Source organism: Streptomyces sp. NPDC096046, from assembly GCF_040303285.1.
Lineage (GTDB): Bacteria > Actinomycetota > Actinomycetes > Streptomycetales > Streptomycetaceae > Streptomyces.
On record NZ_JBEOSZ010000006.1, the window covers coordinates 106,933 to 127,942 of the forward strand.

General features: G+C 70.9%; 20 protein-coding genes and 3 pseudogenes. 11 read left to right on the forward strand and 12 right to left on the reverse strand.

Features of this window, described 5'->3' with window-relative positions:
• Positions 1-8: 8 nt before the first annotated feature.
• Positions 9-811: pseudogene (locus ABTX62_RS07705) on the reverse strand (class I SAM-dependent methyltransferase).
• Positions 812-900: 89 nt separating this feature from the next.
• On the opposite strand from ABTX62_RS07705, the gene ABTX62_RS07710 reads away from it, so the two are divergent.
• Entirely contained in the window at positions 901-1,560 is a 660-nt protein-coding gene (locus ABTX62_RS07710) for a CGNR zinc finger domain-containing protein (protein WP_352115329.1), read from the forward strand.
• 65 nt (positions 1,561-1,625) lie between these two features.
• On the opposite strand, the pseudogene sodX reads toward ABTX62_RS07710, so the two are convergent.
• Positions 1,626-2,111: pseudogene (gene sodX, locus ABTX62_RS07715) on the reverse strand (nickel-type superoxide dismutase maturation protease); the annotation flags it as partial.
• Between sodX and sodN the strand changes: the two are divergent.
• Positions 2,023-2,418: a superoxide dismutase, Ni gene (gene sodN / locus ABTX62_RS07720; protein WP_020123534.1), complete on the forward strand. Its 396-nt coding sequence runs from the start codon at positions 2,023-2,025 to the stop codon at positions 2,416-2,418. The pseudogene sodX and the gene sodN overlap by 89 nt on opposite strands.
• 318 nt (positions 2,419-2,736) lie before the next feature.
• Here the strand turns inward: sodN and ABTX62_RS07725 are convergent, their stop codons facing one another.
• On the reverse strand, positions 2,737-3,891 hold the full coding sequence (locus ABTX62_RS07725; RefSeq protein ID WP_352115330.1) for an inorganic phosphate transporter: 1,155 nt from the start codon (positions 3,889-3,891) through the stop codon (positions 2,737-2,739).
• A gap of 103 nt (positions 3,892-3,994) precedes the next feature.
• Between ABTX62_RS07725 and ABTX62_RS07730 the strand changes: the two genes are divergently transcribed.
• On the forward strand, positions 3,995-4,729 hold the full coding sequence (locus ABTX62_RS07730; protein ID WP_352115331.1) for a VOC family protein: 735 nt from the start codon (positions 3,995-3,997) through the stop codon (positions 4,727-4,729).
• Here the strand turns inward: ABTX62_RS07730 and ABTX62_RS07735 are convergent.
• From ABTX62_RS07735 to ABTX62_RS07760, 5 genes and pseudogenes are all read right to left on the reverse strand, one after another.
• A complete protein-coding gene (locus ABTX62_RS07735) occupies positions 4,726-4,962 on the reverse strand; it encodes a hypothetical protein (RefSeq protein ID WP_352115332.1) in 237 nt (78 codons plus the stop codon). The genes ABTX62_RS07730 and ABTX62_RS07735 overlap by 4 nt on opposite strands.
• A 145-nt stretch (positions 4,963-5,107) precedes the next feature.
• Positions 5,108-5,254, reverse strand: a pseudogene (locus ABTX62_RS07745) (dihydrofolate reductase family protein); the annotation flags it as partial.
• Between the two features lie 57 nt (positions 5,255-5,311).
• Complete coding sequence (locus ABTX62_RS07750; protein WP_352115333.1) at positions 5,312-5,926, reverse strand: GNAT family N-acetyltransferase; 615 nt, start codon at positions 5,924-5,926, stop codon at positions 5,312-5,314.
• Between the two features lie 364 nt (positions 5,927-6,290).
• The gene (locus ABTX62_RS07755; RefSeq protein ID WP_352115334.1) at positions 6,291-7,460 is read right to left on the reverse strand and encodes a family 2 encapsulin nanocompartment cargo protein polyprenyl transferase; all 1,170 of its coding nucleotides are present in this window, start codon (positions 7,458-7,460) and stop codon (positions 6,291-6,293) included.
• 111 nt (positions 7,461-7,571) lie between these two features.
• Positions 7,572-8,978: a family 2B encapsulin nanocompartment shell protein gene (locus ABTX62_RS07760; RefSeq protein WP_352115335.1), complete on the reverse strand. Its 1,407-nt coding sequence runs from the start codon at positions 8,976-8,978 to the stop codon at positions 7,572-7,574.
• A 253-nt stretch (positions 8,979-9,231) separates the two neighbouring features.
• On the opposite strand from ABTX62_RS07760, the gene ABTX62_RS07765 reads away from it, so the two are divergent.
• A complete protein-coding gene (locus tag ABTX62_RS07765) occupies positions 9,232-10,140 on the forward strand; it encodes a 1-aminocyclopropane-1-carboxylate deaminase/D-cysteine desulfhydrase (RefSeq protein ID WP_352115336.1) in 909 nt (302 codons plus the stop codon).
• A 15-nt stretch (positions 10,141-10,155) separates the two neighbouring features.
• On the opposite strand, the gene ABTX62_RS07770 is transcribed toward ABTX62_RS07765, so the two are convergent.
• On the reverse strand, positions 10,156-11,754 hold the full coding sequence (locus ABTX62_RS07770) for a Na+/H+ antiporter (RefSeq protein ID WP_352115337.1): 1,599 nt from the start codon (positions 11,752-11,754) through the stop codon (positions 10,156-10,158).
• A 62-nt stretch (positions 11,755-11,816) separates the two neighbouring features.
• Between ABTX62_RS07770 and ABTX62_RS07775 the strand changes: the two genes are divergently transcribed.
• The 3 genes from ABTX62_RS07775 to ABTX62_RS07785 all read left to right on the forward strand — a co-directional run bounded on the left by ABTX62_RS07775 (position 11,817) and on the right by ABTX62_RS07785 (position 13,902).
• Entirely contained in the window at positions 11,817-12,077 is a 261-nt protein-coding gene (locus tag ABTX62_RS07775) for a UBP-type zinc finger domain-containing protein (RefSeq protein WP_352115338.1), read from the forward strand.
• 260 nt (positions 12,078-12,337) lie between these two features.
• A complete protein-coding gene (locus ABTX62_RS07780) occupies positions 12,338-12,751 on the forward strand; it encodes an ATP-binding protein (RefSeq protein WP_003992877.1) in 414 nt (137 codons plus the stop codon).
• A gap of 17 nt (positions 12,752-12,768) precedes the next feature.
• Positions 12,769-13,902 carry an RNA polymerase sigma factor SigF gene (locus ABTX62_RS07785; RefSeq protein ID WP_352115339.1) on the forward strand — a complete coding sequence of 378 codons (1,134 nt, stop codon included), beginning with the start codon at positions 12,769-12,771 and terminating at the stop codon, positions 13,900-13,902.
• Positions 13,903-13,905: 3 nt separating this feature from the next.
• Here the strand turns inward: ABTX62_RS07785 and ABTX62_RS07790 are convergent, their stop codons facing one another.
• The gene (locus ABTX62_RS07790) at positions 13,906-14,355 is read right to left on the reverse strand and encodes a hypothetical protein (protein WP_352115340.1); all 450 of its coding nucleotides are present in this window, start codon (positions 14,353-14,355) and stop codon (positions 13,906-13,908) included.
• A gap of 116 nt (positions 14,356-14,471) precedes the next feature.
• Between ABTX62_RS07790 and ABTX62_RS07795 the strand changes: the two genes are divergently transcribed.
• Together ABTX62_RS07795 and ABTX62_RS07800 are read left to right on the forward strand one after the other, a co-directional pair.
• Positions 14,472-15,440, forward strand: a complete 969-nt coding sequence (locus ABTX62_RS07795) for a diacylglycerol/lipid kinase family protein (protein WP_352115341.1) — start codon at positions 14,472-14,474, stop codon at positions 15,438-15,440.
• 322 nt (positions 15,441-15,762) lie between these two features.
• The gene (locus tag ABTX62_RS07800) at positions 15,763-16,020 is read left to right on the forward strand and encodes a WhiB family transcriptional regulator (protein ID WP_003992873.1); all 258 of its coding nucleotides are present in this window, start codon (positions 15,763-15,765) and stop codon (positions 16,018-16,020) included.
• 204 nt (positions 16,021-16,224) lie between these two features.
• On the opposite strand, the gene ABTX62_RS07805 is transcribed toward ABTX62_RS07800, so the two are convergent.
• Both ABTX62_RS07805 and ABTX62_RS07810 read right to left on the reverse strand, forming a co-directional pair.
• The gene (locus ABTX62_RS07805) at positions 16,225-17,691 is read right to left on the reverse strand and encodes a sensor histidine kinase (RefSeq protein WP_283971544.1); all 1,467 of its coding nucleotides are present in this window, start codon (positions 17,689-17,691) and stop codon (positions 16,225-16,227) included.
• Between the two features lie 352 nt (positions 17,692-18,043).
• Entirely contained in the window at positions 18,044-18,733 is a 690-nt protein-coding gene (locus tag ABTX62_RS07810; RefSeq protein WP_352115342.1) for a TetR/AcrR family transcriptional regulator, read from the reverse strand.
• Positions 18,734-18,829: 96 nt separating this feature from the next.
• On the opposite strand from ABTX62_RS07810, the gene ABTX62_RS07815 reads away from it, so the two are divergent.
• Together ABTX62_RS07815 and nagB are read left to right on the forward strand one after the other, a co-directional pair.
• On the forward strand, positions 18,830-19,582 hold the full coding sequence (locus ABTX62_RS07815; RefSeq protein WP_352115343.1) for an SDR family oxidoreductase: 753 nt from the start codon (positions 18,830-18,832) through the stop codon (positions 19,580-19,582).
• 609 nt (positions 19,583-20,191) lie between these two features.
• Positions 20,192-20,977 carry a glucosamine-6-phosphate deaminase gene (nagB, locus tag ABTX62_RS07820; RefSeq protein WP_352115344.1) on the forward strand — a complete coding sequence of 262 codons (786 nt, stop codon included), beginning with the start codon at positions 20,192-20,194 and terminating at the stop codon, positions 20,975-20,977.
• Positions 20,978-21,010 lie beyond the last annotated feature (33 nt).

Below are 21,010 nucleotides of genomic sequence, written 5' to 3' on the forward strand. Positions count from 1 at the left end.
CGCGCGGCCTACTTCATGGCGAGGAGCAGGGTGTCCGAGGGGGAGCACCACACCGGCCTGGCCTCGCCGAACCCCTTTTCGCGCAGCACGCCCGCGTGCCACTGCACCGACGGCATGGCACCGTCGGCGTGGTCGCCGTAGATCTCGTAGCGCCGGGCCGTCGGTCCGGCGAGGACGGGGTCCTTCGCGGCCAGCTGCCACCACTCGGTCCAGCCGAGGATGCCGGATTGCCTGGCCTGTTCCATGCGGGCGTGGCGCTGCGCGCGCTCGGCGGCGTTGATCCGGGGCGTCGTCTCGTCGATCATGTGGTCCGCGTTCATGAAGACCCCGCCGTCGCGGACAAGTCCCGCGACCCGGCCGTACAGCTCCGCGAGAGGTTCCCGGTGCAGCCAGTGCAGGGCCGTCGCGGTCAGGACGGCGTCGTACGCGTCGTGCGGCAGCCGCGCCGGCCAGTCGGGGTCCTTGAGGTCGGCGGTGACCAGGGTGACCCGGTCGTCGCCGGCGAAGGTGCCCTCGGCGATGGCGAGGAGCGCCGGGTCGAGGTCGACTCCGGTGCTGGTGGCGTCCGGGAACCGGGCGAGCAGCCGGGCGGTGATGCTGCCCGTGCCGCAGGCGAGGTCGAGGACGCGCGGGGCGGTGCCCACGACGGCCTCGACCTCCCCCATAGCCCGAAAGGCATGGGGGGACCCCCACCCAGCATGATCCGGAACCGCTCCTCGCGGTCGGGCATGTACCACTCCTGCTGCCGGTCCCAGCTCTCCTGCCAGGCCTGCCAGTCGGCGGCGGTGGTCTGGATGTCCGCGTCCGTCATCGAGCCCCTCCCTCGTAATACCCTGGATACGCCATCAGCTGTTACCAGTGCGCGCTCACGACCCTAAAGCCCTTCCGTAAGGACTACAAGTGGAACTGGCCTATTACTCGGACTACGCCGTGCGTCTCGTCAACACCGAGGAACCGGCCCGGGGCAAGGACGCCCTGACGTCGGTCGAGGCCATCCGCGACCTGTTCGGCGGCCAGCAGTCCGCGGCCCGCCGCGCCACCGACGCGGACGTCACCCGCTTCCGCTCGGTCCGGGCCCGGCTGCGCGCGGTCTTCGAGGCTGCCGACAGCGGCGACGAGCAGCTCGCGGTGGACCTGCTGAACTCGCTGCTGCTGGAGTTCCCGGTCAGCCCGCAGATCTCCGGGCACGACGTCCGCGACGACGACGGCCGCCCCCTGTGGCACATGCACCTGGCCGACCACCCGTCGAACGCCACCGCCGGCTATGCGGCGATCGCGGCGATGGGCCTGGCGTTCCACCTGACCGAGTACGGCGTGGACCGCCTCGGCCTGTGCGAGGCGGCGCCCTGCCGCAACGCCTACCTCGACACCTCCACCAACCGCTCGCGGCGCTACTGCTCCGACCGCTGCGCGACCCGCGCCAACGTGGCGGCCTACCGCGCCCGCAAACGCCTGGAGGCCGCCCGGCCCGACCTGCCCGAGAGGACCGGCCTGGCCGCCGACAGCGCCCAGCCCAGCAGCGCCCACGGCGACCGCCGGTCCGGCCTGCGCGGCCGGTAGCGGAACCGGACCCGCCCCAGGACCAGTTCGTCGGGCACGACGCCGTAGTCGGTGCTGTCGCCACCGGCGTACGCGTTGTCCCCGAGCACCCACCAGCCGCTCTCGCGCCGCTGGGCGACCCGCTTGACGACCAGCAGGTCCTGCTGGAAGGGGTGCCGCAGCACGACGACGTCCCCGGGCCTGACCCTGGCCCCGTAGTGCACCAGGAGCCGGTCCCCGTGGTGCAGCGTGGGCACCATGGACGGCCCGGTCACCTCGGCCAGCCCGAAGGGCGGGGCCTGCCTCCCCCGCTCGGACTCCTGCGACAGCTCCGGCATCACCCGGCACCTCCCCGGTTCTTCGTCCACCAGTCTCAGTCTCGCCCCGGACTTTTGTCCTAAGCCCATGGGGGCACCCGCCAAAAGCCGTCCCTCACGGAGTAATGTCCCCTGTGAGAAGACGATCACGAGGAAGGAATGCTCCATGCTTTCCCGCCTGTTTGCCCCCAAGGTCAAGGTCAGTGCGCACTGCGACCTTCCCTGCGGTGTGTACGACCCCGCCCAGGCCCGCATCGAGGCGGAGTCGGTGAAGGCCGTGCAGGAGAAGATGGCCGCCAACGACGACCCGCACTTCCAGGCGCGCGCCACCGTCATCAAGGAGCAGCGCGCCGAGCTCGCCAAGCACCACGTCTCGGTGCTGTGGAGCGACTACTTCAAGCCCCCGCACTTCGAGAAGTACCCGGAGCTGCACCAGCTGGTCAACGACGCCCTGAAGGCCCTCTCGGCCGCCAAGGCGTCGACCGACCCGGCCACCGGCCAGAAGGCGCTGGACTACATCGCCCAGATCGACAAGATCTTCTGGGAGACCAAGAAGGCTTGACCGCCTTCGTACGACGCGGGGGCCCGACCGAGAACCGGCCGGGCCCCTTCGTCGTGGCGCCCCCTGAGGGACGATCGGGTATGCCCCGTATGCCGACGCCACCACGGCCGTGCGGGCGAGAAGGCCCAGGGCGGCCTGGTCGAGACCGGGGACGGACGCGCCCGCCCCGCTCTGTTCGCGGCCGCCCTCCAGCCGGGCGAGGCCGAGGACGCCCAGCGCGAGGACGACTGACGGCCCCGGTGGCGGTAACTTCCACGCTCACCGAGGCCACCCGGCCGGATGCGGTCCGGTGCCGACGCGGGTCCGGCTCCCCGTCCCTCAGGCGGCCGTGCCGACCTTGGCCGGCGGCTCGATGCCGATACCGACTTCGTGCGCGTCGTTGACGTTGCGCGCGTGCACCGGGTTGCGGCGCGAGATGACCACGATGCCCGCGGCGAGGGCCGCGCCCACCAGCGCGACGACCGCCGTGCCGGTGTCCCCGCCGTGCTGCACGACCGCGGCGGCCAGGCCGCCGACCAGTGCGGCGGCGGGCAGGGTGACCGCCCAGGCGATCGCCATCCGGCCCGCCACGCCCCAGCGGACCTCCGCGAGCCTGCGGCCGAGCCCCGCGCCCAGGATGCTGCCCGAGGCCACCTGGGTGGTGGACAGGGCGAAGCCGAGATGGGCGGAGGTCAGGATGACGGTCGTGGAGGCCGTCTCGGCCGCGAAGCCCTGGGGCGACTGGATCTCGGTGAGGCCCTTGCCCATGGTGCGGATGATCCGCCAGCCGCCCAGACAGGTGCCGAGGCCGATGGCCAGGCCGGCGGACGCGATGACCCACAGGGGCGGTCCCGCGTCGTGGCCGAGCGCGCCGGCCGAGATCAGGGTGAGGGTGATGACGCCCATGGTCTTCTGCGCGTCGTTGGTGCCGTGGGCGAGGGAGACCAGCGAGGCGGAGGCGATCTGGCCGATGCGGAAGCCCCGGGTGACGGAGTCCTCGCGGGCGCGGCCGGTGAGGCGGTAGGCGAGGCAGGTGGCGAGCAGCGCGGCGACACCGGCCACCACCGGCGAGGCCACCGCCGGCACCAGCACCTTCTCGACGACCTTGCCGACGTCGACGCCGTGGCTGCCCGCCCCGACCCACACGGCCCCGATCAGCCCACCGAACAGGGCGTGCGAGGAGCTTGAGGGCAGCCCGACCAGCCAGGTCAGCAGATTCCACAGGATCGCGCCGACGAGCCCCGCGAAGATCAGGCCCGGGGAGACGAGGGTGTCGTCCACGATGCCGCCGGAGACGGTCCTGGCGACCTCCGTGGACAGGAAGGCACCGACGACGTTGAGGACACCGCTGATCAGGACCGCCGTACGGGGAGCGAGCGCGCCGGTGGCGATGGACGTGGCCATCGCGTTCGCCGTGTCGTGGAATCCGTTGGTGAAGTCGAAGGCGAGTGCCGTGACGATGACGACCGCCACGAGGAACGTGATGTGGTCCATCCCTGCATGCAAACAAGCGGGGACCGATGCACGGGGAACGGTGCGCGACGGCTGATCAGGGTTCACGCGGGTGGCCGTGGCGCGCGCCCTCTACGATCCGCCCATGAGGATCAGCTGGACGTACGCCTTCATCGACCGCCCGCGTGAGGCCTTCGGCGCCGCCTGCGCGTTCTGGACGGCGGTCACGGACACCCGACTGTCCGAACTGCGCGGAGAGCACGACGAGTTCGTCACCCTGCTGCCCGACGGCGCCGACGCATGCGCGAAGATACAGGCGGTCGGGCCGCTTTCCGGCGGCGCGCACATCGACTTCTGTGTGGACGACGTACCGGAGTTCGCCGCCGCGGCGGTACGGCTCGGCGCGAGTGTCGTGGCGGACCTCGGTTCCCTCGTCGTGCTGCGTTCGCCGGCCGGGCAGTTGTTCTGCGCGGATCCCTGGCGCGGGCAGTCGTCGCGCCCGGGCGTGGTGCGGGGCAGCCGGCTCGACCAGGTGTGTGTGGACATCGCGCCCTCGGCCTTCGACGCCGAGGTCGCCTTCTGGAGCACGCTGCTCGTCGGCTGGGAGTCGCTGCCGGGCTCCCTGCCCGAGTTCCACGTGGTCAAGCCGCCGCCCGGCCTGCCGGTCCGTCTGCTCCTGCAACGGCTCGACGAGGAACGTCCGGCCTCCGCCCACCTCGACCTCGCCTGCGCGGACGTCACGGCGACGCGGGCGCGGCACGAGGAACTCGGAGCCGCCGCCGTGTCCGCCTTCCCCGGCTGGACGGTGATGCGTGACCCGGCGGGCGGCATGTACTGCCTGACCAGCAGGAATCCGGTGACGGGCGGGCTGGACGGCTAGCGGGCCCCGAAGGTGCCGTAGGCGCAGGCGACGGCCAGGCCCTCACCCCTTATCGGACAGGGCGGCAGGTCCCGTGGCCCGTCGGGGTCCGCGTTCTCCCAGACGTACGGCCCCCCGGGCTTCGTGGAGTCCTGCATCCACAGCGTCAGCGCGCCCGCGACCGCCACGACCAGCAGCCACACGATCACCGCCATGCGCCACACCCTGCCGCGGCGCTTCCCCGGTCCGCCCATGCCGCCCACGCTAGTCGATCAACCGTGCGACCCGGGACCGGAGTAGCGCTGCTCGGGCGTGCTGAGGGTCCGGTCGGCCACCGACTCGTACGCGGCCCGGTCGGCTGCGGGCTCACCGGCGCGCTCCAGGAGATGCCCTCGTACGGCCGGAGCCGAACATCGGCATGCCCGAGCCGTACATCATGGGGGAGGTCTGAACGATGATCTCGTCGATCTCGTCGAGCGGTTCACCGGCGACCTTCGAACCGCCGCACAGGTGGATGCCGAACTCGTTGTTCTCCGCCTTCAGTTCGGGACCGGCCCGACGAGACCCGAGACCCCAGGCGCGTGGGCCTGCCGTTTGGAGCAGCTACTCGGGCCGGTGCGGTCCGGGCTCGCGCCACATGGGCCACATCGCCGGGCCGTCGGGGAGGTCGAGGGCCGGGCCGGCCGGCTTGAACCCGAGGCGCTCGTACAGCTTGCGGCTGCGGGCGCTGCTGGCCTCCAGGTAAGCGGGCAGACTCTCGCGGTCGCAGCGGTCGAGGACGTCCTCGATGAGCGCGGTGCCGAGGCCCTCGCCCTGGCGGCCGGGGGCCACGCCGATCATCCACAGGTACTCGTGCGCCCGCCCGGTGGGATGGACGGCGGCCGTCAGCCGGCCGATCATCTCGATGCGCTCGTTCTCCGGGTCGACGGCCTCCCGCACCTGGGCCGGGCCTTCGTCCTCTGCGTCACCGTCGTGGTCCTCACCCGCGGGCACGGAAAGCCACAATGCGCAGGCCGAGCCGTCCGTGGTGACGTCGATGCGGCCGGCCGCGAGCACGATGTCGGTGAAAGCGGCCATCAGGCCGGGGTGTTTGGCACGGCGGTCCTCCGCCCCGGGGAAGACCCAGCCACTCACGGGGTCGTCCTGGAACGCCTCGTCCAGAAGCCGGACGATCAGCTCCCTGTCCCCGTCGCCCGCTGTCCGGATGGCCACGCCCATGTCCCGCCCCTTCGCTCGTCCCGACGGGCGTCGATCGTAAGGCGGTTGACCCAGGCGCATCGGTACGCGCAGGATCTTGGCGGGATTCGATCGAACGTTTGCCCAAACTCGACCGGTACGAGAAGCAGGCGGGCCCCGCACACCGTGGGGCAGTGCGGGACCCGCCGACCGGAGGCCGGTGACCGTGCGGGGTCAGGACCCGCACGGCCCCGGCACTCCGGGGTTCTTCGCCCTTCGGTCGCCCGAAGGCCGTCACATGCTGCCGCTCAACGGCCGGCCACCGCCTGCCGCCGCCCGGCAACTGGTCGCCCCGGCCATCACCGGCGCCCTTCGGCCGCTGCCGCCCGAACGGCGCCGCCGGTCGTCAACTGGTGCGCCGGGTCACGAACTCGGCGAGGGCCAGCAGCCCGCCCGCCGCCTCCGGGTCCGGCACCGCGCGGGCCAGCTGCTGCATCGCCCGGGCCATCCGGTCGCCCGCCTGACCCTGTGCCCAGTCTCGGCCGCCCGCGCGCTCCACGGCCAGGGCGATGTGCTCCAGGTCCTCCTTCTCGCTGGGCCGTGCGTACAGTTCGGCGACTTCGGCCGCCGCCGGGGTGCCGGAGGTGAAGGCCGCGACCACCGGCAGCGACTTCTTGCGGGCGGCCAGGTCGGCACCGACGGGCTTGCCGGTGCGGCGCGGGTCGCCCCATATGCCGATGACGTCGTCGATGAGCTGGAAGGCGAGCCCGGCCTCCCGGCCGAACGCGTCCAGCGCCGCCACTTCCGCGTCCGAGGCCCCCGCGTACAGCCCGCCGATCGCACAGGCGCCGCCGAGCAGGGCGCCCGTCTTGGCCTCCGCCATCGCGAGCACCTCGTCGAGCGTGACCTCGGTCGGGCCACACCGCTCCAGGGCCGTGTCCGCGTGCTGCCCGGCGCACAGTTCGACCACACAGTCCGCGAGCCGGGCGGCGGCGGCCGGGGACGCCGGATGCGGGTCCTGCGCGAGCAGCCGCAGGGCCAGCGCCTGCAGGGTGTCTCCCGCGAGGATGGCGTCGGTGTCGCCGAACACCGTCCAGGCGGTGGGCCGGTGCCGACGGGTGGTGTCACGGTCCATCACGTCGTCGTGCAACAACGTGAAGTTGTGGATCAGCTCCACGGCCGCTGCCGCCCGAGCCGCCCCCGCCCGCGCCTCGGGCCCCCCGAGGGCGGCTGCCGCGGCGAGCACCAGCGCGGGCCGGATCGCTTTGCCGGAACCCCCGTTCGCGGGGGTCCCGTCGGCCTGCTCCCAGCCGAAGTGGTAGAGCGCGATCCGGCGCATCGGCCCGGGCAGCGAGCCGAGCGCCGCCCGCAGCACCGGGCCGACCTCCGCCCGGGCCCGCTCCAGCAGCATGACCGCCTCGTGCCCTCCGACCGGCTCCGGCCCGTGGTCCGGCTGCGTACCGGTGGCCCCCCGCCTTTCCGCGGCCCCGGCCGCCTGCCGGGGCTCGGCGCCGCGCTGCCCACCGGGGACGGGCAGCGTCGTCTCCGTCCTGGACTCCGTGAGGGACTCACCCATGGGACCGCCTCGGAGAAGGAGCGGACGGTGGCGCTTCCGCTGCCGCTGGGCTCGCACCCCGAGGGTGTACCCGCCCTGACGGGCGGGAACACGGCCGGCATACCGGGAGCGTCACCGCCAGCGGCCGATCTCGACGTTCTCCAGGACGCCGAGCGCGTCCGGTACCAGCACCGCGGCCGAGTAGTAGGCCGTGACCAGGTACTTGATGATGGCCTGTTCGTTGATGCCCATGAAGCGCACCGACAGGCTCGGCTCGATCTCGTCCGGGATGCCGGAGGCGCGCAGGCCGATGACCCCCTGGTCGGCCTCGCCGGTACGCAGAGCGATGATGGACGTCGTACGGGCGTCCGACACCGGGATCTTGTTGCACGGGAAGATCGGCACACCCCGCCAGGTGGGGATGCGGTTGCCGCCCATGTCGATGGTCTCGGGGACCAGTCCGCGCTTGTTGAGCTCGCGTCCGAACGCGGAGATGGCGCGCGGGTGCGCGAGGAGCATCTTGGTGCCGCGGCGCCTGCTGAGCAGTTCGTCCATGTCGTCCGGGCTGGGTACGCCGTCGTGCGGCTGGATCCGCTGGTCGTACTCGCAGTTGTGCAGCAGCCCGAAGTCGCGGTTGTTGACGAGCTCGTGCTCCTGGCGCTCCTTCAGCGCCTCGACCGTCAGCCGGATCTGCTGCTCGGTCTGGTTCATGGGCTGGTTGTAGAGGTCGGCCACGCGCGTGTGGATGCGCAGCACGGTCTGGGCGACGCTCAGTTCGTATTCACGGGGCCGGGCGTCGTAGTCGACGAAGGTGTGCGGGATGTCCGGCTCGCCGGAGTGGCCGGAGGAGAGGTCGATCTCCTTCTCGCCGTACCTGTTGGAGCGTTGCGAGGGGATGGAGCGGAGCTGCTGGAGGTGTTCGCGCAGGGTGTCGGAGCGCTCGGCGATCTGCGCGAACTCCTGGCGGGGCAGCACGAGCACGGTGCACGAGGTGAGCGCGCGGGCCGTGTACTCCCAGATGGCGTCCTCGTTCAGCAGCGCGTCGTCGCCGAAGTAGGCACCGTCGGCGAGGACTCCGAGGGACTCGTCTTCCCCGTACGGGCCCGTGCCGACCTTCTCCACCCTGCCGTGCGCCAGGAGGTACACCTCGTCGGACGCGCTGCCGAACGAGACGATGACCTCACCCGCCGGGATCTCCCGCTGCTCGCAGCGGCGGGCGATCTCGAAGAGCACCTCCTCGTCGTCGTACGACCGCAGTGCCGGCAGCTCGCCCAGCTCCGCGGGGATGATCTCGACGCGGTCGCCGGTCTTCACGAACGTCAGCCGGCCATCGCCCACGGCGTACGTCAGCCGTCGGTTCACCCGGTACGTGCCACCCTGGATGTCGACCCACGGCAGCATCCGCAGCAGCCAGCGGGAGCTGATCTCCTGCATCTGTGGCACGGACTTGGTCGTGGTGGCCAGGTTCCGCGCGGCCGCCGTGCCGAGACTCTGCTGCGGCTTGGTCTGCTCCGTGCGGACCTCTTCGCCTACCGACATAGAGAACTGCCCTCCCGGTTGTGACCGACGCCCATATGCCTCGGGCATCGATGTGCACGGGCAAGCCTTCCTCACTCAGCGTCGTGGTGCTATTACCCGAAAGAGCGGGAATGGATCTTTGCCCGACTGGGCAGAGGGGCCCGTTCGCGGTTCGGCAGCGCACGCCTCCCGACGCCTGACCGGGGCGTCCTTCCGTCGACAAGCGCGTCAGCCCCGAGCCTGCGTCTCCCACGTCACGGGTGACAATGGCTCGGTGACCAGCCCCGACATCCCAGGACTCGCCGCGCTCGGCCCCCGGCTGCCCTCGCCGGTGCAGGAGGTCGTGGACGACCGGTTCGAGCGGCGGGGCGTGCGGCTGCTGCTGAAGCGGGACGACCTGATCCACCCGGAGCTGATCGGCAACAAGTGGCGCAAGCTCGCGCCGAACCTGACCGCGGCGGCCGGCCGTACCGTCGTCACGTTCGGCGGCGCCTGGTCCAACCACCTGCGCGCCACGGCCGCGGCCGGCCGCCTGCTCGGTATTCCCACGGTCGGCGTAGTACGCGGCGACGAACTGGCCGGCCGGCCCCTCAATCCCTCACTGGCACGCTGCGCCGCCGACGGCATGCGGCTGCACTTCGTCGACAGGACGACGTACCGGCGCACGTCCGAGCCGCTGACCCTGGCCGGCATCCTGCGCGCGGCGGACGCGGAAGGGGCGTACGTCGTCCCGGAGGGCGGCAGCAACGCCGAGGCCGTGCGCGGCTGCCGGGCTCTCGGCGCCGAGCTGCGGGGCCGCGCCGAGGTCGTCGCGGTGGCCTGCGGCACCGGCGGCACGCTCGCGGGGCTGGCCGCCGGCCTGGCGCCCGGCCAGCGGGCCCTGGGGGTGCCGGTCCTCAAGGGCGGGTTCCTGGCCGCCGAGACGGAAGCCCTGCAGCGTGAGGCCTTCGGTGCCCGGCGCGGCGCCTGGAGCCTGGACGACCGTTTCCATGGCGGCGGCTACGCGCGCGTGCCCGCGGAGCTCGACGCCTTCGCGGCGGACTTCGAGGACCGGCACGACCTGCCCGTCGAACGCCTGTATGTCGCCAAGCTGCTGTACGGACTCGTCGCTCTGGCCGGCGAAGGCGCCTTCCCTCGCGGGACGGCAGTCGCGGCCGTGGTCACCGGCCGCCCCTTCCCCTGAGGCGGCGCTCCGCCCTCACGCCGCTTCCCGGAAGGCCGCGGCCTCCTCAAGGTCCAGTTTGCGCAGCAGGGTGCGCAGCATCTCGTCGTCGATGTAGCGGCCGTCCCGGAGTCTGACGAACACCTCACGTTCGGCGCTGATCATCTCCCGCGACAGCCGCCGGTAGGTGTCGTCGACGGACTCGCCGGTGATCGGGTTGGCCTGCCCGAGCCGTTCCCAGACGGCGTTGCGGCGGCGTTCCAGGACGGTGCGGAGCCGGTCGGCGAGCGGGGCGGGCAGGGCGTTGCGCTCGTCGGCGAGGAGTTCGTCCAGGCGCCCTTCGGCGGCCCGGGAGGCCTGTGCCTGGGCGTTGGCCTCGGCGAGCGTCTCGCTCTGCGCGTCCCGCCCGGGGAACTTCAGCAGCCGGATCAGCGGGGGCAGGGTCAGTCCCTGCACGACCAGCGTCCCGATGACGGTCGTGAAGGTCAGGAAGAGGATGATGTTGCGCTGCGGGAACGGCTCCTCGCCGTCGTGCAGGGTGAGCGGGATGGAGAAGGCGATCGCCAGCGAGACCACGCCCCGCATGCCGGCCCACGCGATGACGAACGGCCCCTTCCATGTCAGCGGCCCCTCCCGCTCCCGGATGCGCGCCGATATCAGGCGCGGCAGGAAGGTCGCCGGGTACACCCATACGAACCGGGCCGCGACGACCACCAGAAAGACGGCGACGGCGTACCACGCGGCCTCGACGCCCGCGTACTCGCCGAGGCCCCGGAGCACCACCGGCAGCTGCAGCCCGATCAGCGCGAACACCGCGGACTCCAGGACGAAGGCGACCATCTTCCACACCGCCTCCTCCTGCAGGCGCGTGGCGAAGTCGACCTCCCACGCGCGGTGTCCCAGGTAGAGCGCGACCACGACGACCGCGAGAACACCGGACGCATGCACTTGTTCGGCGACGGCGTACGCGACGAACGGGATCAGCAGCGAGAGCGTGTTCTGCGGCAGCGCTTCCCTCACGTGCGTGCGCAGCCAGTGGATCGGCGCCATCAGCACCAGTCCGACCCCGACGCCGCCGATCGCGGCCACCAGGAACTCGCCGATGCCGCCGGCCCAGGTGGCGCCCTCCCCGACGGCGGCGGCCAGCGCCACCCGGTAGGCGGTGATCGCGGTGGCGTCGTTCAGCAGGGACTCGCCCTGGAGGATCGTGGTGATCCGCGACGGCAGCCCGACCCGGCGGGCCACCGCCGTCGCCGCGACCGCGTCCGGGGGCGCCACCACCGCGCCGAAGACCAGGGCCGCGGTCAGCGGCAGGTTCGGCACGATCACGTACAGGGCCCAGCCGACGGCGAAGGTGGCGAACAGCACGTACCCGACGGACAGCATCGCGACCGGCCGCAGTTGCGCCCGCAGGCCGAGGTAGGAGCTGTCGATCGCGGCCGTGTGCAGCAACGGAGGCAGGAGGAGCGGCAGGACGATGTGCGGGTCGAGCGTGTACTCCGGGACCCCGGGGACGTAGCTGACCGCGAGTCCCACGGCCACCAGCAGCAGTGGCGCCGGCACCGGGGTGCGCCGTGCGGCTGTGGCGATCGCCGCACTGCCCGCCACGAGCAGCAGCAGTGGCATCACGTCCATCGTTCTCGCCCACCCTCATTTTCCGACGCGGTCTTCGGCCCGACCGTCGTAACCTGGCAATCATGAAACAGTGCACGCACGCCGACGCGCTGCCGCACCCCGAGCCCGGCCCGCTCAGCGAGACGTGTCCGGAGTGCTTGGCGGAGGGCGTGGATCCGGTGCAACTGCGGCTGTGCCTCAGCTGCGGTCACGTCGGCTGCTGCGACTCCTCGCCGGGGCGGCACGCGGCGGAGCATCATAAGGAGTCGGGTCACCCCGTGATGCGGACCCACGAGCCCGGGGAGGCCTGGCGCTGGTGCTTCGTCGACCATGTCCTGGTGTGACGCGACGTGCCGCTGGCGTCGGACGGTTCGACCGTCTGACGTCTGGGTACGTCAACCCGGCGCGCGCTCTTCCCATTTGGGCCCGCCCAACCCCTAGACACGGAGCGTATCCACAGGTTTACTGTGAGTAACGACAGGGGTTGGGGTCCCGGGGACAGGATCGTCGAGAGCGCGATAGCGTCACCGCTGAACCACGTATCGCGTTACCCCCGGGGGGCGACCCTCGGCCCTGAAACGCTTGTACCACCATGGAGGTGAGGGTGTCCCAGATCGCAGGCGAGCCCGCGACCCAGGACTTCGTCGAAGTCCGGCTGCCGGCCGCGGGTGCCTACCTGTCGGTGCTGCGTACGGCCACGGCCGGTCTCGCGGCCCGTTTGGACTTCACCCTCGACGAGATCGAGGATTTGCGCATCGCGGTGGACGAGGCCTGCGCGATCCTGCTTCAGCAGGCCGTGCCCGGCTCAGTGCTCAGCTGTGTGTTCCGCCTCGTCGACGACTCGCTCGAGGTCACCGTCTCGGCACCGACCACGGATGGCCATGCCCCCTCGCGGGACACCTTCGCGTGGACCGTCCTGTCCGCTCTCGCGGGCAAGGTCTCCTCCGCCGTGGACAAGGACAAAACCGTTTCGATCAGCCTCTACAAACAGCGCGGCGCGGGACCCGGGCCGGCGTGAGGAGCGAGGACGGGCCGGTGCGGGACGAAGAGCGCGGCACACGAGAGCGGCCGGCCGAGGCCACGGGCACGAGCGGCCCGAGCAGTGCCCGGCGCATGGCGGACGGCATCGACGGCATCCCCGAGCAGGCCCGCCCGCATCCCGAGGACGACTCCGCGGGGGCCGTCCTCCCGGGCGGCGGGCGGGAGGGGGACGGTGCCGTGCGGAGCGCTCCTCCGGGCGGGGACATCGCCGTACACCCGGCCCAGGGGGGTCCCCCCACTCCCGCGGAGTCGAGAGTGGCGGAGGAGGCGAGGGCTCGGGGAAGGGCGACGGGCGGGACGATGAGCGAGCACGAGCGACACTCCGAGGATCAGGCGCCGCGCAAGCACCACGCGCAGAATGCGCACCACGGCGCCACCGACCGCAGCGGGGCGCGCGAGATGTTCCTCAAGCTGCGCACCCTGAGCAGCGGCAGCCCGGAGTACGCGGAGCTGCGCAACCAGCTGGTCCGAATGCATCTGCCGCTCGTGGAGCATCTCGCCCGCCGCTTCCGCAACCGCGGGGAGCCGCTGGACGACCTCACCCAGGTCGCCACGATCGGCCTGATCAAGTCGGTGGACCGTTTCGACCCGGACCGCGGCGTGGAGTTCTCGACGTACGCGACCCCCACGGTCGTCGGCGAGATCAAACGGCACTTCCGCGACAAGGGCTGGGCGGTGCGCGTCCCCCGCCGGCTGCAGGAGCTGCGCCTGGCGCTGACGACGGCCACGGCCGAGCTCTCGCAGATGCACGGCCGCTCCCCCACGGTCCATGAGCTCGCCGAGAAGCTGGCGATCTCGGAGGAGGAGGTCCTGGAGGGCCTGGAGTCCGCCAACGCGTACTCCACGCTGTCCCTGGACGTCCCCGACACCGACGACGAGTCCCCGGCGGTCGCGGACACCCTCGGCGCCGAGGACGAGGCGCTGGAGGGCGTGGAGTACCGGGAGTCCCTCAAGCCGCTGCTGGAGGATCTCCCGCCGCGTGAGAAGCGGATCCTGCTGCTGCGGTTCTTCGGCAACATGACCCAATCGCAGATCGCGCAGGAGGTCGGCATCTCGCAGATGCACGTCTCCCGACTGCTGGCGCGCACACTGGCGCAGCTGCGAGAGAAGCTCCTCGTCGAGGAGTGACGGCTACTTCTCCAGGTTGCCGGGGGTGCCGGGCCCGCGGATTCCGAGGGCCCGGGTTGTCTCGGGGTTCACCAGCAGCACGAGCGAGGCGACGGCCACGACCGCGAGGGCGATCCCTGCCGGAATGGCCATGCTGTCGGCCTGCAGCAGGTTGTAGGCCACCGGCAGCGCCAGGAGCTGGGTGATCACCGCCGGACCGCGGCTCCAGCTGCGCAGCGCGAGCAGGCCGCGGGCCGCGATCAACGGCAGCAGCGCGAGCACGACCAGAGTGATGCCTCCGGTGACCGCCTGCTGCCGGTCGTCCGGATGCCCTGTGAGGCCGAGGACGAGAATCCAGACGCCGCCGACGGCCAGCGCGAGCCCTTCCAGCGCGGCCAGCAGTGCGGCATACGTCAGACGCCGGGGGCGGGGGCCGGTGGTTTCCTCGGTGGTGGGGGTCTGCTCACTGCTCACCCCTGAAGGGTAGCCCTCGCCGTACACGCCCCCCGTGGCGCGGTTCACCCCCACTCTCTTACTCGATCCCTACCTCGGTATGGGCCGGGTACCACCCAGTAGGTACGCTGCCAGTCATGCGTGCACTTCTCGTGGTCAATCCGGCGGCAACCACCACAAGTGCGCGCACACGCGACGTACTGATCCATGCGCTCGCCAGCGAGATGAAGCTGGAGGCGGTCACCACCGAGTACCGCGGCCATGCGCGCGACCTGGGGCGGCACGCGGCCGACAGCGACGACATCGACCTGGTGGTGGCCCTCGGCGGCGACGGCACGGTCAACGAAGTGGTCAACGGCCTTCTGCACGCCGGTCCCGCTCCCGGGCATCTGCCCCGTCTCGCCGTGGTCCCGGGCGGTTCCACGAACGTCTTCGCCCGCGCCCTGGGCCTGCCCAACGACGCCGTGGAGGCCACCGGCGCCTTGCTGGACGCCCTGCGCGACGGCAGCGAACGCACCGTCGGCCTGGGTCTGACCTCGGGCACTCCGGGCACGGAGGACGAAGCGGTGCCCTCCCGCTGGTTCACCTTCAACGCGGGCCTCGGTTTCGACGCCGGTGTGGTGGGTCGTGTGGAGCAGCACCGCGAACGCGGCCGGAAATCCACACACGCCCTTTACGTGCGTCAGGTCGTGCGCCAGCTGCTGGGCGAGCCGAACCGCCGCAACGGGACGATCACCTTGGAGCGGGCCGGCCACGACCCGATCACCGATCTGGTGCTGTCCATAGTCTCGAACACCTCGCCCTGGACGTTTCTGGGGAATCGCCCGATCTACGCGGCACCTAAAGCCTCGTTCGATACCGGGCTCGATCTCTTCGGTCTCAGCCGCCTGTCCACCGCGGCGGTTGCCCGGTATGGCACCCAGTTGCTCACTTCGTCCCCCGAGCGGGGACCCCATGGCAAGCACGCCACCTCTCTGCATGACTTGACAGAGTTCACCTTGCATTCGAAGGTCCCGCTCCCCCTCCAGATGGACGGTGACCACCTGGGCCTGCGAACAAGCGTGACGTTCACAGGCGTACGCCGTGCACTGCGTGTGATTGTGTGAGCAGAACTGGCTAAAGTCCTTTCACTCGAACGTTTAGGCCAGGATCCACCCCATGGAAGTACGGCTGTGACCTAGTCGACACCGAAGAATCAAAAAAAACTTTCCAGAAGGGGTTGTATCCGCCGCTGAGGTTTGCGAGTCTCTACGTGGCGATCGAGACGGCCCGCAACACCGGCCTCCACTGATCACCAGAACCCCTCTTCAACTCACAGGACCTTTGCCGGGGAACCTGGCAGTCGGCCCTTCACTTGTTGAGGGATTCGTGAAAGCGTTCACATTCACAAGCAAGCCCTGCATGTAATACCAAGGAGAGGTAGCAGCCATGGACTGGCGTCACAACGCCGTTTGCCGCGAGGAAGACCCCGAGCTCTTCTTCCCCATCGGCAACACCGGTCCTGCGCTGCTGCAGATCGAGGAAGCCAAGGCCGTCTGCCGTCGCTGCCCGGTGATCGAGCAGTGTCTGCAGTGGGCGCTCGAGTCCGGTCAGGACTCCGGCGTCTGGGGTGGTCTCAGCGAGGACGAGCGCCGCGCCATGAAGCGCCGCGCCGCCCGCAACCGGGCTCGTCAGGCCTCCGCCTGACAACCCACCCCTGCTGACAGCCTGAGCTTGGCGGCGCGTACAGCGAGTACGCATCTCCCGCCCCCGAGCCGCAGCGCGCAGTTCCCCCGATGCGCTTAGTTAAGCAGCAACGAGCTTTAGCCCCGGACCACTTGGTGGTCCGGGGCTCATCGCTTTCCGGGCCCTCTTCGCCGCCCGGCGCCTCGTCCGGGACTGTGGTTTCCGCTACTTCTGCGCTCGCACGGGGAGGTCGAGGATGACGCGGGTGCCGCGGTCCGGGGCCGGGACCATGTCGAAAGTGCCTCCCAATTCGCCCTCCACCAGAGTCCGCACGATCTGCAGGCCGAGATTGCCGGCGGTGTGCGGATCGAACCCTTCCGGCAGGCCGACCCCGTCGTCCTGGACCGTGACCAGCAGCCGGGCTTCCTTGGTCGTGCCGCCACGGACCGCCGAGACCTCCACCGTGCCGGTGTCGCCCTCACGGAAACCGTGCTCCAGCGCGTTCTGCAGCACCTCGGTCAGCACCATCGACAACGGGGTGGCGACCTCGGCGTCGAGAATGCCGAAGCGGCCGGTGCGCCGACCTGCGACCTTGCCCGGGGAGATCTCCGCGACCATGGCCAGCACGCGGTCGGCGATGTCGTCGAACTCGACCCGCTCGTCCAGGTTCTGGGAGAGCGTCTCGTGCACGATCGCAATCGATCCGACGCGCCGCACCGCCTCTTCGAGGGCCTCGCGCCCACGGTCGGACTCGATACGCCGGGCCTGGAGGCGGAGCAGCGCCGCCACGGTCTGGAGGTTGTTCTTGACCCGGTGGTGGATCTCCCGGATGGTCGCGTCCTTGGTGATCAACTCGCGCTCACGGCGACGCAGTTCGGTGACGTCGCGGAGCAGGACGAGGGAACCGATCCGGGTGCCCTTCGGCTTGAGCGGGATGGCGCGGAACTGGATCACTCCGTCTGTGGCCTCGATCTCGAACTCGCGCGGCGCCCAGCCGCTGGCGACCTTGGCGAGCGCCTCGTCCACCGGGCCCCGGGTCGGCGCGAGTTCGGCGGTGGTCCTGCCCAGGTGCTGCCCGACGAGGTCGGAGGCGAGGCCGAGCCGGTGGTAGGCGGACAGGGCGTTCGGGGAGGCGTACTGCACGATGGCGTCCGCGTCGAGCCGGATCAGGCCGTCGCCCACCCGGGGAGAGGCGTCCATGTCGAGCTGCTGGTTCGCGAACGGGAAGGATCCGGCCGCGATCATCTGCGCGAGGTCGGACGCACTCTGCAGATAGGTGAGCTCCAGACGGCTCGGAGTGCGCACGGTGAGGAGGTTGGTGTTGCGCGCGATGACGCCGAGGACGCGTCCTTCCCGCCGTACGGGGATCGACTCGACCCGGACGGGTACCTCCTCGCGCCACTCGGGGTCGCCCTCGCGCACGATGCGGCCCTCGTCGAGCGCTACGTCCAGCATCGGGCGGCGGCCGCGCGGGACGAGGTGGCCCACCATGTCGTCCTGGTACGAGGTCGGGCCGGTGTTGGGTCGCATCTGGGCGACCGAGACGTACCGGGCGCCGTCGCTGGTGGGGACCCACAGGACCAGGTCGGCGAAGGAGAGATCGGAGAGCAGCTGCCACTCCGAGACCAGCAGGTGCAGCCACTCGAGGTCGGTGTCGTCGAGGGCGGTGTGCTGGCGTACGAGTTCGTTCATGGAGGGCACGTGTGCGAGCGTACCCGGGGGTTCGTACGGCCCTGAAACACCCGCGGGCCGCGGCGCCTGAGAGGGACCCTCAACCCTCCCGGCACCGCAGCCCGGAGCAACATCGGCCGTGGGGTGTGCGGTCCCGGTCGGCCGAAGGATGAGGATCCGGGGCAGTCAGGGCAGAGAGCCTCGGTTCCTCGGTCCGCCTTCCTGTGCGGGGAAGACGGAGTCTGGTGCGCGTTGCACACGCGCGCTCGTTACGCATTGTGGACTAGACCACTTGTGAGTGTCCATGCGTGGGAGGCTGTTCGTCGTTGTCTTTTCTGCGGCACGTCGGAGACACCGCCGCCCAGCAGGCAGCCTAACCCGTATGGGTTCCCGTGCGGGGCCAGATGGACAGGGCAATTTCCGCGACGGCCTCCAGTTCCTCCCGGCTCGCCCCGTCGCGCGCCTGTTGTGACATGCCCTGGATCATCGCCCCGGTGTGGCGGGCCAGTGCGGCGGCGTCGGTGGCCGGCGGCAGCACGCCGGCGGCGATATCGGCTCTGATGCGGCTCTCGAACGCGGCGATGTTGGCGTTGCGACGGTCCCGCAGCGACTGCTCCACCTCGGGGTTGGAGCAATTCGCGGCCGCGTGGACGACGAGACAGCCGTGCGGGTGGCCGGGTTCGGTGTAGACGGCGGCGGCTTCGCGGAGGATGCGCTCGACGGCGGCCCGCGCCGTGGGCTCCTCGGCGAGGGCGCGGTCGGTGAAGGATCCGTGTCGCGTGCCGTACACGCGGACGACCTCGTCGAAGAGGGAGCGCTTGTCCCCGAAAGCCGCGTAGAGGCTGGGCGCGCCGATGTCCATGACACGGGTGAGGTCGGAGACGGACGTGGCCTCGTAACCGTGCTCCCAGAAGGCCAGAAGAGCTTTCTCCAGCGCGGTCTCGCGATCGAAGGAGCGGGGGCGGCCACGAGGCCTGGCCTTGGTCTTGCCACCACCGATGACCCTCGCACTCGTGGCGTCGGGCTCCTTCGGGGCCTTCGCGGTTCCGTCGTCGTTCACCATGGGATGCATTTTATAGCGGGCACTAGAGAAATGTCGCCGGGCTGCTGTACGGTCATTTCTGTAGCGACCGCTAGGTAAATGAGAAGGGGGCCCGTCATGGGCGTACTCACGGGCAGGACGGCACTCGTCACAGGGGCGAGCAGGGGCATCGGGCGAGGAATCGCCGAGCGGCTGGGGCGTGACGGCGCACGGGTCGCGGTGCACTACGGCAGGAACGAGACGGCGGCGAAGGAGACGGTCGCGGCGATCGAGAGGGCCGGGGGCTCAGCGTTCGCGGTGGGCGTGGAGCTGGGCCTGCCGGGGGACGCCGAGGCACTGTGGGAGGAGTTCGACCGCTACGCGGACGGGCTGGACATCCTGGTGAACAACGCGGCGATCGCTACCACACGGCCGATCGGGCAATTGGAGGAGCGGGAGTACGACGAGGTCTTCGCGGTGAACGTGAAGGCGCCGTTCTTCATCCTCAAGCACGGCATGACGCGCCTGCGGGACGGCGGCCGGGTCGTCAACATCTCGTCGGGGCTGGCCAGGACGGCGGTGATGCCGGACTACATGACGTACGCAATGACGAAGGGCGCGCTGGACGTTCTCTCGCGAGACCTGTCCAAGGTGCTGGGACACCGGGGCATCACGGTGAACTCGGTGGCCCCGGGCATCATCGACACGGACAACACGGCAGAACTGCTGCACGGCAGCCCTGACGGCTGGGCGAAGGCCGCGGCGATATCGGCACTGGGCGGGGTCGGCGAGCCCGCCGAGGTCGCCGACGTGGTGGCGTTCCTGGTGTCGGACGGTGGGCGATGGATGACGGGGAGTTGGGTGGATGTGACGGGGGGTTCGCTCACGTAGGCGTGGAGGGGTGGGTCGTGGTGGCGCGGTGACCGTGCGAGCCCGGGTGGGGCACTGACCGTGACAGCCCGGGCGGGGCACTGACCGTGACAGCCCGGGCGGGGCACGGTGTTCGCGACAGCCCGGGCGGGGCACGGTGTTCGCGACGACCAAGTAGCGCGGCCCGCGGTGGCGCTCTGGACCTCCCCGTCCTGAGTGCGTCTCCGTCACCTTCGCCGGCGCCCGGGGCGCGTCCGGGCCCTGGCCCCGGGCGAGGGTGACCACGTGGGCCAGGAGCTGGCGGGGGCCGGACACGAGCCGGCGTAGGACGGCCGGTTGTTCCGCCATCGCCCGGGCCATCGTCCGGCCGGGAAACTCGCGCAGGTGGTCCGGCGCCTCCCAGGGCACTGCCTCCTGGGGCACTGCCTCCGAGGGTGATGAGCAGAGCGCTGTTCACCCCCTGGTGACCTGGTCGGCACGGTGGCGTCGCCCCCGCGGGAGCGCCGGTGCCGACCCTGGGAGGGGCAGTCCCCCTCTGTTAGATTGGTCTAAACCACGTGACCCTAGCGGGTCCAGTCCCACTGAACACTCCCCTCAGATCGGCACTCCTCTCAGATCGGCAGGCCCAGCGTGGAAGTTGTCATCGTTCCGGACGCCAAGTCGGGCGGCGAGCTCATCGCCGAGGCCATGGCCCAGCTGCTCCGACGCAAGCCCGGTGCCCTGCTCGGCGTGGCCACCGGCTCGACGCCGCTGCCCGTGTACGAGGCGCTGGCGGCGAAGGTGCGCTCCGGTGCCGTGGATGTCGGTCGGGCTCGGATCGCGCAGCTCGACGAGTACGTGGGGCTGCCCGCCGATCACCCGGAGTCCTACCGCTCGGTGCTGCGGCGTGAGGTGCTGGAGCCGTTGGGGATCGGGATGGACCAGTTCACGGGCCCGGACGGCACGGCGGACGACGTGCCGGGGGCGTGCGAGGCGTACGACAAGGCGCTGTCGAACGCCGGAGGCGTGGACCTTCAGCTGCTGGGGATCGGGACCGACGGGCACATAGGGTTCAACGAGCCGTGCTCCTCGCTGGCGTCGCGGACCCGGATCAAGACGCTGACCGAGCAGACCCGGATCGACAACGCGCGCTTCTTCGACGGCGACATCGACCAGGTGCCGCACCACGTGATCACGCAGGGCATCGGCACCATCCTGGAGGCCCGGCATCTGGTGCTGCTCGCCACCGGCGAGGGCAAGGCCGACGCGGTCGCGGCGACCGTGGAGGGGCCGGTCGCCGCGGTGTGCCCGGCGTCCGCGCTCCAGCTCCACCCCCATGCGACCGTCGTCGTCGACGAGGCCGCCGCGTCGAAGCTGAAGCTGGCGGACTACTTCCGGCACACCTACGCCAACAAGCCGGAGTGGCAGGGGATCTAGCCAGGGTCTCCCGACCGAACCGGTCGGCATCGT

Bases quoted from the DNA above. Each gene is read 5' to 3' on its own strand.
- sodN (WP_020123534.1), top strand. From the start codon at position 2,023: ATGCTTTCCCGCCTGTTTGCCCCCAAGGTCAAGGTCAGTGCGCACTGC.
- ABTX62_RS07725 (WP_352115330.1), bottom strand. From the start codon at position 3,891: ATGGACCACATCACGTTCCTCGTGGCGGTCGTCATCGTCACGGCACTC.
- ABTX62_RS07730 (WP_352115331.1), top strand. From the start codon at position 3,995: ATGAGGATCAGCTGGACGTACGCCTTCATCGACCGCCCGCGTGAGGCC.
- ABTX62_RS07735 (WP_352115332.1), bottom strand. From the start codon at position 4,962: ATGGGCGGACCGGGGAAGCGCCGCGGCAGGGTGTGGCGCATGGCGGTG.
- ABTX62_RS07750 (WP_352115333.1), bottom strand. From the start codon at position 5,926: ATGGGCGTGGCCATCCGGACAGCGGGCGACGGGGACAGGGAGCTGATC.
- ABTX62_RS07755 (WP_352115334.1), bottom strand. From the start codon at position 7,460: ATGGGTGAGTCCCTCACGGAGTCCAGGACGGAGACGACGCTGCCCGTC.
- ABTX62_RS07760 (WP_352115335.1), bottom strand. From the start codon at position 8,978: ATGTCGGTAGGCGAAGAGGTCCGCACGGAGCAGACCAAGCCGCAGCAG.
- ABTX62_RS07770 (WP_352115337.1), bottom strand. From the start codon at position 11,754: ATGGACGTGATGCCACTGCTGCTGCTCGTGGCGGGCAGTGCGGCGATC.
- ABTX62_RS07775 (WP_352115338.1), top strand. From the start codon at position 11,817: ATGAAACAGTGCACGCACGCCGACGCGCTGCCGCACCCCGAGCCCGGC.
- ABTX62_RS07795 (WP_352115341.1), top strand. From the start codon at position 14,472: ATGCGTGCACTTCTCGTGGTCAATCCGGCGGCAACCACCACAAGTGCG.
- ABTX62_RS07800 (WP_003992873.1), top strand. From the start codon at position 15,763: ATGGACTGGCGTCACAACGCCGTTTGCCGCGAGGAAGACCCCGAGCTC.
- ABTX62_RS07805 (WP_283971544.1), bottom strand. From the start codon at position 17,691: ATGAACGAACTCGTACGCCAGCACACCGCCCTCGACGACACCGACCTC.
- ABTX62_RS07810 (WP_352115342.1), bottom strand. From the start codon at position 18,733: ATGGTGAACGACGACGGAACCGCGAAGGCCCCGAAGGAGCCCGACGCC.
- ABTX62_RS07815 (WP_352115343.1), top strand. From the start codon at position 18,830: ATGGGCGTACTCACGGGCAGGACGGCACTCGTCACAGGGGCGAGCAGG.